This is a genomic window from Pseudomonas sp. R1-1 (assembly GCF_051132135.1).
Lineage (GTDB): Bacteria > Pseudomonadota > Gammaproteobacteria > Pseudomonadales > Pseudomonadaceae > Aquipseudomonas.
The window spans coordinates 5,602,325-5,615,926 of the sequence record NZ_CP071663.1 but is presented as its reverse complement, the minus strand read 5'-3'; the positions used below and the strand labels follow the sequence as shown (position 1 = coordinate 5,615,926).

The 13,602-nt window shown below is 53.5% G+C and carries 9 protein-coding genes; 8 read left to right on the top strand and 1 reads right to left on the bottom strand.

Features of this window, described 5'->3' with window-relative positions; translation table 11 throughout:
* Nucleotides 1–26 precede the first annotated feature (26 nt).
* The 8 genes from J3P75_RS25120 (at nucleotide 27) to J3P75_RS25085 (ending at nucleotide 12,428) form a co-directional block, all read left to right on the top strand.
* Entirely contained in the window at nucleotides 27–638 is a 612-nt protein-coding gene (locus J3P75_RS25120) for a trimeric intracellular cation channel family protein (RefSeq protein ID WP_203420498.1), read from the top strand.
* Between the two features lie 167 nt (nucleotides 639–805).
* A complete protein-coding gene (locus J3P75_RS25115; RefSeq protein WP_434708573.1) occupies nucleotides 806–1,837 on the top strand; it encodes a hypothetical protein in 1,032 nt (343 codons plus the stop codon).
* Nucleotides 1,838–2,020: 183 nt separating this feature from the next.
* Nucleotides 2,021–2,617 (top strand): hypothetical protein, encoded by a 597-nt coding sequence (locus J3P75_RS25110; protein WP_434708572.1) that lies wholly within the window; start codon nucleotides 2,021–2,023, stop codon nucleotides 2,615–2,617.
* Nucleotides 2,614–3,828, top strand: coding sequence for a hypothetical protein (locus J3P75_RS25105; RefSeq protein ID WP_434708571.1), 1,215 nt, complete (start codon nucleotides 2,614–2,616; stop codon nucleotides 3,826–3,828). Before J3P75_RS25110 ends, J3P75_RS25105 begins: the two co-directional genes overlap by 4 nt.
* 358 nt (nucleotides 3,829–4,186) lie before the next feature.
* Nucleotides 4,187–4,438: a hypothetical protein gene (locus J3P75_RS25100; RefSeq protein ID WP_434708569.1), complete on the top strand. Its 252-nt coding sequence runs from the start codon at nucleotides 4,187–4,189 to the stop codon at nucleotides 4,436–4,438.
* Between the two features lie 339 nt (nucleotides 4,439–4,777).
* Complete coding sequence (locus J3P75_RS25095) at nucleotides 4,778–5,764, top strand: hypothetical protein (protein WP_434708568.1); 987 nt, start codon at nucleotides 4,778–4,780, stop codon at nucleotides 5,762–5,764.
* Between the two features lie 78 nt (nucleotides 5,765–5,842).
* Entirely contained in the window at nucleotides 5,843–10,579 is a 4,737-nt protein-coding gene (locus tag J3P75_RS25090) for an RHS repeat domain-containing protein (RefSeq protein ID WP_434708567.1), read from the top strand.
* Between the two features lie 352 nt (nucleotides 10,580–10,931).
* Nucleotides 10,932–12,428 (top strand): leucine-rich repeat domain-containing protein, encoded by a 1,497-nt coding sequence (locus tag J3P75_RS25085; RefSeq protein ID WP_434708566.1) that lies wholly within the window; start codon nucleotides 10,932–10,934, stop codon nucleotides 12,426–12,428.
* A 78-nt stretch (nucleotides 12,429–12,506) separates the two neighbouring features.
* Here the strand turns inward: J3P75_RS25085 and queG are convergent, their stop codons facing one another.
* A complete protein-coding gene (gene queG, locus J3P75_RS25080; protein ID WP_434708565.1) occupies nucleotides 12,507–13,577 on the bottom strand; it encodes a tRNA epoxyqueuosine(34) reductase QueG in 1,071 nt (356 codons plus the stop codon).
* Between the last annotated feature and the right edge of the window lie 25 nt (nucleotides 13,578–13,602).

The following is a 13,602-nucleotide window of genomic DNA, read 5'->3' as shown; positions in this document are numbered from 1 at the left end:
CGCGCCTCTCTGCCGGGATCGCCGCCATGTTGCTGATGCTCTATCTGATTGCCATTACTGCTGAAGCCATGACCGGGGCTTTGTCTGCCGGTCGTCGCGGTATGGACTGGTTTGGTGTGGTGCTGATTGCCTGCATCACAGCGCTGGGCGGCGGTTCGGTTCGTGATGTGCTGTTGGGACATTACCCGCTGACATGGGTCAAACACCCGGAATACCTGGTGTTGACCTCGGTTGCGGCGATGTTCACCGTGTTCACCGCGCGCTGGATGCGCCACCTGCGCTCATTGTTTCTGGTGCTCGATGCAGTCGGTCTGGTGGCGTTCACCCTGATCGGCTGCATGACCGCGCTGGAAATGGGCCACGGCATGCTGGTGGCCTCGGTCAGCGGGGTGATCACCGGGGTATTCGGCGGCATTCTTCGCGATATTTTCTGCAACGACATTCCGTTGATCTTTCGTCGCGAACTTTATGCGAGCGTGTCGTTTGCTGCAGCATGGTGCTACATGCTGTGTCTTTATCTTGACCTGCCCAGCGAACAGGCCATTCTCATCACTTTGTTTGGCGGGTTCCTGTTACGACTGCTGGCAATTCGTTTTCATTGGGAGATGCCCAAGTTTGTTTATAATGACGAGCATTGATAGATATAAATTTTTGGTAACTGAATAAGTGTCAGTAAGGTTCTAGAAGTTTGCAAGTGTATGTCATTACATTTTTCACTTTGCTATTCGCTTGAAAGGCATGTAATTATTTTGCTGGCGTTTTTCCAGGTCAACATTTAAATATACACTTTCAAAGAGGATGCATCATGAATGAAAGCATGGACGCTACAAACAATCAGCAGACCATTCCGCCCGTTCTTTCAGGCGTCACGGCGAACGTCAAGTTTGATGCGGGCGATAATGCTCGCAGCAAATTGTTGTTCGGCAATGGTCGAATGCAGGTGAAATTGCAGGTCCTGGTTTCCGGGATAGATGTCGACGGCGACGCCATGCACGTGCCGGCTGATGTGATGGAAAGCATCGAACTGATTCATTACAGCACTAGCAAGACGTTGCGCGACGGCTGGGTGGCGAGCACGGTACAAGGGCGCTATACCGTTGAGACGCAACCTTTACCCAACGTCGGAGTGGTTCACGACGATGATCTGGAGAGTGACGGTGTCCATCCTCAGGTCCGTACGTTCTGGGTTTCCTCTTCGAGCGCCGGGACAACTCAGATCGCAGCACGTCTGACGCTGAATGGGAAGAGGATACTCACCAATGGAACTACCCTTTCCAGTGTCCAGGACAGTAGCGTGACTATCGAAGCACAAGCTCCTTTGACTTATTCGACTGGATTGTTCGAATGGTTTCAGACCCGCTGTGGCAATGAACAACCCGGCAATCGTATCTGGAACTATTATCTAGGACTGTTTCCGCAGGGGCAGCAAGTCAGGCTGGTCGACTGGATTGTAGATGAAGTGGAACCAGGCGATGATCATGTCTTTGCGGGAGGTAACAAGCTCAATGAAATAAAGACAAATTATATGCTGGTTACGCTTGTTCGCCGCGAACGGTCGGAGTTCTTAACGTACTTGCCGTTTGCTGGAAATTCTAACTTGTATACGTTTACGTCTGACGCAATAACCAAGGAAGAAAAGCGATATAGCGTAACCGTAAATGATCGCGAGGGTTACCTGACAGTTGTTCAAGCCCTGTCCGAATACTCGAAAGATGCGGGAAAATACAGAATCGGCAATGTTCTTCATTTTCGTGCCATTGATCAATACGGTACGGAGCATAAACTGGCGATTCGCACGAATTTTTATGAGCGTAATTTATATCTGGAACGAGGCTGATGTCTGGCGTCCACTGATGCAATGTCGGTGGACGTAGTAGATGCATATGTTTTTGGCGTTGCGACTATTGATAAGCTGTTATGTTCAATAATCAGGTATTCGCACCCAAAGTGCTTTACTGATTTGGGCGTTGACCCTTCAGTTATGTGGGGCCAACGTAACCTCACCTCAAGAATGACTTTCATGACTGGCAAACCGCCAAAGGTCAAACCTGTTTCTGCCCCAACCAAAACTCCTGATGTCAATGCGGATGGCTCTTTCCGGCCACCGCTCGCTTCTCCAGTAACGCCACATCAGTCCACAGCGCATCGACTGGAGGCGTTGCAGCCTTCCTACAAGCCTGACTCGGTCGCGGTGACGCCAGCGGTCAGCGTGAGCGCGAACCCGAGTTCTTCCGCAATCGACGAGTTTGCACGGCTTGCCGCGAAGTTCTCGCTGGCAGATTACTGGGTTCCCACACCCAAAAAAATCGGCGAGGCCGATGCGCAGGGCATCCGGATTTTGAAGCAGCGTCAGTATGTTGCCGTCGCTGATGACTATCTCGTGCAAGTGGTTCCGGACGCTGAGAGCGGTCTGCTTCGTGCCACGCTGGCCAGAGAGCGCAATCCTTCCGGACCTCTATTGAAGCGGGACGGCGAAGGCCGGTTTTGGGTCGCTCTGAACAATGGCGGCGTCACCTTCCCCGCTTCGATTACAGCTCAGACCGCAGAATTTTTTCGCCGAATGGACGCTCCGTTGCGCAGTTTTCCGACACCACGTTTGTACGCCTGCTGGCAGTGAGCGGGGTCAACGAAGAGGTGCTGCGCGCTGTGATCGTGCATGATCATCCTGTGCCTTTTCTGTTGGAGGATACCCTCAGGCGATTCGAACTTGATCAGCAAGTTCAGGCAGAGGGCGGGGGAGCCACCGAGAGTTTCACGCGCTTCAAAGACGCTGAGGATGTCTTCGAGTCCGATTGTGATGAAAACACTTTGCGGATGCGCCGAGTATTTCCTGATCTACCGAAAACCACTGCACAGGCGATATGGAGTAATACCAGTGCTGCCGAGCGGTTGCATATGCATAACCATTCGGGCATGCCACGGCAGATGCCAGAGGAAGCGTTAGTGGCACTGCGCTATGTTCGTCTCGCAAGAGCCTGCGAAGGCCTCTATCTGGATTCGGTTTTCAGTGCGGACAGTGAGCGACTGGCGTTAAAGATGACGGGGCATCTTGCCGGATGGCCGTCAAAGATTCGTATCGAGATTCGTCACGGCGTACCGGAAGGGAACATTTCGAGCGCTATCGGCGATAGCGATTCGCCGGTTCGTCACCTGCTGATTCGGCAAGATGAAGGCTACGTCATCCAGGACAGCGACAATCTGATTCCCCAAGGTTCGAAGGGTCTGTCCATGGCAGTCTGGCACCTGTTGCAACCCGCGCAACGCCAGTTGCTGGGTGCGACCGACGGCGGTGGTGCGGCATTGCAGCGGTTGCTTCGAGCACAGCCGTTGCCATCGCGCCAGGACGTGAGCGAATTGCTCGGGCTTGCGCCGTTGCCGGTCACTTCCGTCGCTGCTCAATACAGGCGCGCGTGGCAGTTGCGAGGCGGTGGTGACAATAACTCGCAACCGCCAAAGCCGACTGTCGAGCGTGTACGTGCGCTTTATCCGCAGCTTTCGGATGAGGAGGTGAGTTCGTTTGTCGCAGAACGTTTGAAGAGTGATCCAGCCGGCGTATTGACCCGCCTGGAAAAAGAATTTGCGACATTGCGTGATGAGTTGGCGATATGGAATGCCAATGGGGCGTCACCTCATGCGCAAACGACGGAACCAGAAGGCGCGCCGGCCGCCGCCGGACAACGCCAGGCTCGCGAGCAGTTCAGCGCGAAGCTGCAGGATATCTGGCAGCGCAAGTCGGTTCGAAGTGGGACGACGGAGACGATGGTTTTTCTCACTATGTCGAATTTCCGGGTGAGTTACCAAAACTGTTCGCCCGTTTTGAATATGTAACAGAGCTGCTATTGACCGCAAATGAACCGGGCGCACGGTTGGGCGCATTTCTTGGCAGCTTTCCCAATCCCCAATATTTAGGGGTCGTTGGCATAAAAGTAGAGGAGTTTCCGTCAGGCATATTTCAACTGCGCCAGTTACGTGAACTTACGATGGACGGGTGATCACTAAAACTGTCCGAGAGCACAGCTGAAGGATTGTCCAGAATCGAAACGCTGGGCCGATTTAACCTGGCAAATAACCCTCTGACGGTTGCTCCGTATGTAGGACACATGGTGGGTCTGACCGGATTGATGCTAAGCAACGCAAATCTTCCAGCGTTTCTTCAGGCATAGATAAGCTCAGGAAGTTAGGTGTCATGGCGCTGCATAATAATAATATTTCTGATGTTGGAGATGAGTTGTTCGATATTCCGGATACCCAGAGTCTGTTCGTTGGTTTGTCGGGTAACCCGCTGAGTGACGTTTCGAGGCAACGAATTCATCAGTATTTGGAAAATTCCAGTCTGGATCGCAAGGTGGATATCCAGTCGGATGATATGGTTTCGGAATCTGACTCCGATAGTGAGTCTTCAGAAAGCGGATTTTCGACTGGTTCGGACAGCGACTGAATATTTGTGAAAGTAACGGGATCTTGGTTTTCATAACATACCCTGACAAGAATAAACTGCCTGGCGGCTCTCTTCTGATTCGGCGCGCTTGAAATCAGGAGGGGAGAATGATCTTCGCGAGGCGGAATCAAAGGGGCAGGATAGAAGTTGCTTATGTCCGTATCGTAAAGTTTGCGCTTTTCAATTCTATTAGTGTTTGTGAGATTTTTTGGTGGTGGTGTGGAGTTATTACTTCTTCACAATTTGTCGAATGTCGCGGCTGTTCTTATTTAAAACGAGCCTCAATACTTTGCTGAGTCCTTAAAGGATGAAATTTATCAATAAGCAAGGTGGTAGTAAATGTTTGATGATCAAATTGGTATTTCCCGTATCGAGGTAAAAGTCGACTCCACGCGTTCAGGCCAGCACAAGGCGCTTTATGCCAACGGTCGTATGCAGGTGCGTGTATTGGTGCTTCTGCACGGCATCGATAACGATGGCGACGGCGCATCGCTGTATGGGCATCCCGCATTGCAATCACTGCGATTGATTGCCTATAACGGCGCGCGGCCGCTGGAGGGTGACTGGAGTGTATCGCTTCAAGAGAATCGTTATGCGCATGAAATATCGGGTGGTGCGCCGCGTGTTACCCAAGTTCCACGTGCCACGCACAATCGGATAAGTGACGAGACTGATCCAGTGCAGATTTTCCAGTTTTGGGTTTCGGCCACCAGGCCCGGGATCATGGAGGTGGCCGCCGAAATTGTCATGGAAGGTGTGATATTACGCAGTAACGGAGTTGGTTTTGACAGCAGTGTGACCCTGGAGGCAATTCCACCGAGCGAATACTCCTTGAAGAATTTTACATTTAACCAATATGGTGAGAAACAGCAGAAGGCTCGTTATGACTCGGTACAGAACTTTCATCTCGGGCTACATGCGGAGGGCCGGCAGATTCACTTGCTGGACTGGTACAGCAGTGAAGTAAAACTTGATCCCTATGATTCCGAAGACGCGGTACAGATCTATGCGTCCGGGAACATTCGGGGCACCCTCGACGGGCGTAGAAATTTCTACGGCTACATGGCACCTATCTATGGGCTGCAAGCATCATTTCGCAGCCCCCTCGGCAGGATGCTCGTGCCGATCAACAAAGTTCCCGGCCAGTTGACACTCATTCAATATACTTCCGCTGACTCTCAAGCAGGCCGAGAAAGCGAAGGTGCATTCGAATTCGCCGTCATCGATGAATTCGGTACGCAACACAGACTTTCTATCGACGGTAATAAAGAACAGCGTACTTTTATTCTGGGCGAGTCCAAGCGGCCAATGAAACAGCTTGTCTGATTTCATGAGCTAGCCATCAAGTAGTCGCTGGCAAGTTTCATAAGTCTATATTTATCTGAAAATAAAGGACGCTTTTCAATGGCAAATCATTCAGTCGCCGCTGTACATTCAAACGCTTTCAATTTTGGTGAGTTTGTTTCCGGGGGCGTTGATCCACGAACGGGCATGTACACCTGCGCCTTTTCGTTGGGAAAGTTGCACTCGCTGGATCTCAATGGCCCTGAGCTCGCACTTTCATTGGGTTTCAATCCGCTCAATCAAACGGACTCAGGTTTTGGTCTGGGCTGGTCCTTGACCCTGACCAGTTACGACTTGCGCAGCAAGGTCATGACGCTGTCCAGCGGCGAGCGGTACAAGGCAGTCGAGACGTCCAGCGGTCTGCAATTCAAGGAAATGAAACTGCAAACGGCAAAAGTGCTGGTGACCGGACCAGGACGCTATGAAGTTCGATACAGGGATGGTCGGCGTGAACTGCTCAAAGTCTTGGCTGGCACTCAGGTCGCCGTAGCGGAAAAAATAATTGCGGCGAACGGTGTGAGCGTCGCGTTGAAGCACGAATTGTTCAACCAGTTTCCCAGGTTGAGCGAAGTCCGTGACGCCAAACGATGCCTATTGAGAATTACACGCAATGCAGGTCGGGTAACATTGACCCGGCATCCTGATACCTCGTCCAGTTGCGATTACAAGTTGATCTTGAAAAACGCTCGGGTAGCGGCGATCGAACTTCCGGTCGGTAAAGGTTGGGAACTGGAATATGAAGTCATTGATCAGGCCAGCTATTTGCGTCGTGTCGTCAATCCGTTGCGCGGCGTGGAAATCATTCGCTACAAGCGGCAAGGTCACCGTTTCATAAAGGGTGTGGAACAAACACTGCCATTTGTTATCGCTCATGATATTTACCCGGGGCGTGGTCAACCCCGTTTATGCAAGTCGTACGGATTTTCCGATAGAAATTTTCTCGGGCACGGCCTGATTCCCGGCAAGGATGAGACTGGGGATCCTCTCTACCGCGCGCCTGACAGCTATACTTACACTTCGGATGAATACTTGGTGGTAAGCGGGAAGGTGCATACCCACATCAAGCGGACCTACAACAAGTTTCATTTGCAGGTGGCAGAGGTCACGACCAGTGGGCAAGCACAAACCACCATTGCCACCGAGTATTACTGTTCGGTCAGTAAAGCGTTCACTGAACAACCCGCCCAGTTCCGCATGCCAAAGATACAAACGGTCACCTATCTGAACCGCCTGACCAAAGACAAGCGTGAGGAAATTACGGTTACAGAATTCGACAGCGAAGGCAATCTGCTCAAGCACGTCGAGCCGAGCGGGATGACCACACTTTCGGAATTCTATCCGACAAGTGGCGCAGACAATTGCCCAGAGGATCCGCTGGGCTTCGTCAGGTTTCAAAAGAAAAAAACCGTCATTGCCGCCGCAGGTGGCTTTTCGGCGGTCACGCACTATGTCTATGCGTTGCATCCCGTACTTGACGGTGACGAACTGCCCAGTGTTGTACCCGTTGAAGAACGTTATTGCGAAGTGGTTGACGGTGTCGAGGCCCTGCGCTCGAAAACCGAACGGACCTTTCTGTCCACGCCAAAGGATCCGCTCAGGCACGGTGCTCCCAAAGAACAGACGATCACCCACAATGGTAAAAGAACCTCGACGCAGTTTACCTACGAGGTGGACGGTATCCGGCTGCGAGTGAGGTCCGTTACACGTGGGTTCGATGACTCATTGCAAACCAGGGAGACCGTCCGTTCGACTCTGACCGGATTACAATTGGCACAAGTCGGTATCGATGGTGAGCACATCGAATATGAACACGACGCGATCGGTCGTGGGGTCCGTACAACGATTGCGCCTGGCACAGCGTGGGAGGTGTCTACAACATCCGCCTATCAAGCTGCCAGCAAACAGCATCCGGCTACGGTAATCACCACGGATCCTGCGGGCGGTGAGCAGAAAATGGCTTACGATGGCCTGGAAAGGCTCATTACAGTGCAGGAAAAAGACTGTGACCATCCAGATGAGGAAGGGCTTGTGCAGTCGCGCGATGTCTACGCTGTCCTGCACGACTCGGCGGGCCGTCGTGTGCAATCGACGCTGACTGATTGGCGCAAGGGTATCGGCAGTCCGGTCGTTACTTCCTATGAGTACGATGACTGGGGGCACAATAGCAAGACACTACTGGCTGACGGGCGAGTCGAGCACAGCATCGCGGATCCGGTGCTGCGCAAGCAGACCAGTTGGCTGCAAGGGATGGGCAAGACGGTCACCTTCGTCAACGAATTCGGCAAACCAGTAAGCGTCGAAATCTTCGATTTGAAAGAAAACAGCTTGGGCAAAACCGTGTACACCCATGACGGGTTAGGGCGTACGACCAGTCAGAAGGATCCATTGGGCAATGTCACACGATATGAGTACGACGTGTTTGATCGGCTGACCTGCACTGAGTTGCCCGACGGAAGCAAAGTGCTGACCAGCTATGCGGATCATAGCGACAAACTGTTGCCGGTCGAGGTCAAGGTCGATAACAAAGTTTTAGGCCAGCAAACCTTCGATGGCTTGCACCGTCTCACCCACAGAGTCGTAGGTGACCGTCTATCCGAGGCTGGCTACGAAGCAGGCTTCAGTCAGCCGCAGTGGCACAAGACTGCCGATGGCCGGAAAACCGAATTTACCTATTTGCGTGAACTGGGTAGTGCACTGACTGACCGCAAGTCTGGCCTGTTGCACACCAGCATGACTTACGATCCGGTCAATGGTCATCCTTTGAGCTGTAGTGAAAACGGCAACCAGCGCATTTTGACCTATTACCCATCTGGCCGCATCAAGTCAGAAACGACCACCTACGATAATTTGAGCAAGAGCACGGCGTTTACTTATTCGATGCAGGGGCGTCCGCTCACCCATGTCGATGTACTCGGTGCCGAGCACAAGTGCGAGTACGACACATACGGTCGCTTGCAATCGAGCGTACAGGGCACGCTTACCACTGACTTTCACTACAACAGCCAGTCATTAGTGGAGTGGTCTCGGACTACGGACACTTCGACGAAGCGCCAGATGATTACACGGTTTACCTACGATGACATTGGCCGGGAAAGCAGCCGGACATTTGAAATCAAAGGACAACCCGACCAGACACTGACGTCGACTTACACACTGGCTGGCAAACTGGCGCGAAAAGTCGCCAAGCGCGGCACGCAGGTGTTACGTGACGAACAGTTCGTTTATGACGCGCGCGGACGACTGGTCAAGTACGACTGCAGCGGAACCGAAAAGCCTCGGGACCCCTACGGCAAAGAAATCATTCAGCAGACGTTTACCTTCGATGCGCTGGATAACCTGCTGGTCGCGCAGACTCGGTTCCCGCTGGGTGTGAACCTGACGACGTTCACATACGATAATCCTGATCCGGTACAGCTGAGCGCCGTCAGTCACTCCCATCCGGATTATCCAGCAGCGGTCACTCTGGAATACGACGCCAACGGCAGAATGATCAAGGATGATCAGGCGCGGACCCTTGCCTATGACGCCTTCGGACGTCTTGTACAATTGACCGACGCCAGCGGGCAGATCGTTCGCGATTACCATTACGACGGGTTCGACCGTCTCGTCAAGCTGTCGCAACCGGATGCGCCACCGGCTCTGCGTTATTACCACGAGGGTCGGGTAAGCAACGAAATCAGTGGCGAAAACTCTTCCAGCGTCGTGCGGCATGGTGGGTTGTTAGTGGGGCAGCGACAGCTTGGATCGAATGCTGGCACGCGGATTTTGGGCACTGATCAGCAGCAGAGCGTGCTTCTGGAAATGGCTGGCAACGCCCTGAGCGTTTGCGCTTACAGCCCTTACGGACACCGCCCTGTCGAAGGTGGACTATTCAGCCTGGCCGGCTTCAATGGTGAGCAACTGGATCCGGCAACCGGACTTTATCTGCTGGGCAATGGCTATAGAGCTTACAGTCCGACGCTGATGCGTTTTCTGAGCCCTGACAGCATGAGCCCATTTGGTGAGGGTGGCTTGAATACGTACGCATATTGCCTGGGGGATCCGGTCAATCGAGTTGATCCTACCGGGCATATTTCGTGGCAGTCGATTGCGGGCATTGCTCTAGGGTTTATCGGGATCGTCTCCAGCATCGCGACTCTGGGAGCGACCACGCCGCTAGCCGTGTTGGCCTTGGGTTTAGGTGTGGCTTCGGGAGTCACGGCGATAGGCAGTACGCTGGCAAAGGAGTTGGATCCGGATTCCCAGGTGGGTAATGTTCTCGGCTATCTCAGCCTGGGACTTGGGCTGGCATCCCTGGGTGCTGGTGTTGCAGCGTTGGCAGTGAAAGGCGCCAACAAGTTGGCGGGGGCTTTCAAGCAAGGGCTGGGCGGCAAGCGTCCCCAGCATAGTCCGATTACGGCCGTGGAGCCGGTCGCAGGCCCACCAAAGTGGACTTACAAGACGATTAATTTCAGAGGGAAAGTGGCTGGGCAAAAAACGGGAGAGGGCGCAATTCCCGGTTTTGAGAACCTTAACAAGGATATGCAAGGCAAATTTTTCAAGTTCAAAGATGCCATCAAGGATGAAGGGAAGTCACACTTGCAAGCCATTGACGAGCTTGCGATTGATACCAAACTCAAAGAGATTCTGCCATTCCGACATGCTACTGCTGAACAACTGGCAGATCCGGGTTTCTTCAATCAGACCGGCCAGTTCGAAGCCCGGCTTAGTGGCGGAATGCGCATGTTTTTCTTTGCCGATCGGCAAAGGCATACCGTGACGATGCAGAAGTTCAGTCACACAGTGAAGGGAGGATGATGTACTTGTAGGGCGAGGTTCTAACGCCTTGTCGTAGGCCGGTTACAGCAGTGTCGATTCACCGTCTTTTGTAATCGGCTCAGACGGCTAAACGCCACCGCGCCGTCAATGACTCCAGCCGTTGACGGCGCGCTTTCATTCCTTCGGATTGTCCACTGCTTCTCGTAATCCCTATTTTGCGCGGCGGGTAAAAAATCTATTCTCCTATAGTTGTGTATATCTATACGCAGCAGATAGTCCGGTAAGCTGGATTCCGGTCACCAAGCAATCCTTATGTGGCTTATTCATATGAATGTCCCATTCTGATTTCCCAGCGTTGCGGGCACCCTATAAATCTCAAGGATGAGAGTGTATGTCTGGCAGAACACCAAAGGTCAAACCCGGCCTTGGCAAAAAGAGCGATTTCAACACTGACGGCCTCGACGGCCTTGCGCAAACCAGTCGAAACACCCCACCAATCGCCCATCAATCCGATCTGTTATTTCCTCCACTCAGGTTAGAGGCTGGCGCAGCTGCGCCGTTGGCCGGCGCGAATCAGGGTGTAACGATTTCCATGATTGACGAGATAGTGAAAGCCGCTTCAGCTCATTCGTTTGCGGATTATTGGGTGCCTGCCCAGAAACGATTTGGCCAGGCCGATGCACGCGGTATTCGAATGTACAAACAGCGCCAATATGTGGCCGTTGCCGAAGATTATTTCGTGCAAGTGGTTCGAGATGCCGAGAGCGGCGAGTTTCGCGCTACGGTCGCCAGCGAACGCAACGCATCCGGCCCACAAATGCAACCGGATGAAAGTGGCAAATACTGGCGTCCGGTGGAGCGGGCTACCTGGTTATCGGAGGACGGGGGAGTTCAATCAGGGGGGCTGGCCACGATTGACGAGCGTCTGGCCAAGTTGTATCCCACCATGACCGATGATGCGCGACGAGCAATGCGTCGCGACCGATTGGTCGACGGTCTTGCGTTAACCCGACTGGAAGCCGAATACTCCACCCTCGTAAAAGAACTATCGGTATGGGCACGAGAAGTACCCTCTCATCACGAGGAAACAGGCATGGCCCTCTCCGATGACGAGGTGTTAGTGCAGCGAGGCAAAAGACAGCGATTCGCCGAAGAGTTACATGCCAGTTGGTCTCGGCAGGCATCGAATGCAAGCCCTGACGCCTCACCGCCTCTGGAATATAAACTGGATATCTTGGGTCACATGCCGAAGTTGTCGGCAGTCTTTTCCCACGTTAGTGAAGTAAATTTCTCCAGCGCTTTCCCGCTGAGTGGCAGCGAATTTCTCGCGAGCTTTCCCGGTGTGCGGTACTTGACCCTGACCGGTTTTGCGATGAAATCGCTTCCTGTTGAAATCTTCCAGATGAGAGACCTGGTCACGTTAACCCTGGACAATTGCCAGATCCGGCTATCCGAGGCGACCGTCGAAGGTCTCGCCCATATTGAAACGTTGACGCTTTTGGACCTAAGCGAAAACCCGCTAGGCTTGACGCCAGATGTCAGTTTCATGCAGCGCCTGGATAGTCTCTATCTGTCGAATGCGGGCCTGACTGAAACTCCCATCGGGTTGTTCGACATCGAGAGTCTGGCCTATGCGGATTTGCGGCGTAATGTAATTACGAACTTGCCGCAGGAGCTGTTCGACGTACCCGACGTCCGCGAGGTCAACTATAACTTTCGAAACAATCCGCTGGATGACGAGAGTCTACAGCGCGTCACTGCCTATAGGGATGGCGCCGGTTTAGACAGGAAAGTCCTGATTCAAGTGGATGGCGATGAGTGGGTGCCCCAACAGAATGCCGTGCTGGATGGCGTGGACAGTGGGCTGGAGAGTTCCGACGAGGGCTGACTCATTGGCAGGCAATATGTTCAGTTCAACGAACTGTGCAGGCGATTGTTCACACCGTAAAAGTGGATCAAAAGTCTATTACAGCGTCTCAGGGAGATGCTGGCGCAACGCCCATTCAACATGCTCTTTCACCAGTTCTGACGGATAATCCCGTCGCGCCTTCAACGCTTCCAGCACGACAATCGTTGAAGGCGCATTGCCCAGCCCCACCGCCAGATTTCTCAACCAGCGCTCATACCCCGCCCGCCGCAACGGCGAACCTTCAGTACTGCTCAAGAACTTCTCTTCATCCCACAAAAACAGTTCGGCCAACTCGGCATTGTCGAGGTTGTGCCGTGGCTTGAAATCGCTTTCCCCGGAAGGTTTGGCGAAGCGGTTCCACGGGCAGACGATCTGGCAGTCATCGCAGCCGAATACTCGATTACCGATCAGCGGGCGCAGCTCTTCGGGGATGGCGGTTTTCAGTTCAATGGTCAGATAGGAAATGCAGCGCCGCGCGTCCAGCACATACGGGCCGACGAAGGCGTTGGTCGGGCAGATGTCCAGGCACGCCGTGCAACGGCCGCAATGTTCGCTGCTGTGCGATTCATCCACCGGCAGCGGCAGATCGACGAACAATTCGCTCAAGAAGAAATAGCTGCCGGCCTTGCGATTCAATACCAGAGTGTTCTTGCCGATCCAGCCCAGCCCGGCCTGTTCGGCGATGGCTTTTTCCAGCACCGGCGCGCTGTCGACAAATGCGCGAAAACCGAACGGGCCGATCTCGGCCTGAATTTTGTCAGCTAATTGTTGAACACGTTTACGGATCAATTTGTGGTAATCGCGGCCCAAGGCATAACGCGACACATAGGCTTTTTCCGGTTGCGCCAGCATTTGCGCCATTTGCGTGTCACCCGGCAGGTAGTCCATGCGCAGCGAGACCACGCGCAACGTGCCCGGCACCAGTTCCTCGGGATGCGAGCGTTTGCTGCCATGGGCGCCCATGTAGTCCATTTCGCCGTGGTAGCCGGCCGCGAGCCAGCGCTCGAGGTGCTGCTCGTGTTCGGCGAGATTCAGGCCGCTGATGCCGACTTGCTGAAAGCCCAGCTCGCGGCCCCACTCCTTGATCGATTGGGCGAGGGCGGGCAGGTCTGTGGTGATGGCGGACATGAGGCGAGAGAAACCGGAGCTGAGG

Excerpts from the sequence above, each read along its gene's own strand:
- J3P75_RS25120 (WP_203420498.1), top strand. The coding sequence starts at position 27 with ATGTTGCTGATGCTCTATCTGATTGCCATTACTGCTGAAGCCATGACC.
- J3P75_RS25115 (WP_434708573.1), top strand. The coding sequence starts at position 806 with ATGAATGAAAGCATGGACGCTACAAACAATCAGCAGACCATTCCGCCC.
- J3P75_RS25110 (WP_434708572.1), top strand. The coding sequence starts at position 2,021 with ATGACTGGCAAACCGCCAAAGGTCAAACCTGTTTCTGCCCCAACCAAA.
- J3P75_RS25100 (WP_434708569.1), top strand. The coding sequence starts at position 4,187 with ATGGCGCTGCATAATAATAATATTTCTGATGTTGGAGATGAGTTGTTC.
- J3P75_RS25095 (WP_434708568.1), top strand. The coding sequence starts at position 4,778 with ATGTTTGATGATCAAATTGGTATTTCCCGTATCGAGGTAAAAGTCGAC.
- J3P75_RS25090 (WP_434708567.1), top strand. The coding sequence starts at position 5,843 with ATGGCAAATCATTCAGTCGCCGCTGTACATTCAAACGCTTTCAATTTT.
- J3P75_RS25085 (WP_434708566.1), top strand. The coding sequence starts at position 10,932 with ATGTCTGGCAGAACACCAAAGGTCAAACCCGGCCTTGGCAAAAAGAGC.
- queG (WP_434708565.1), bottom strand. The coding sequence starts at position 13,577 with ATGTCCGCCATCACCACAGACCTGCCCGCCCTCGCCCAATCGATCAAG.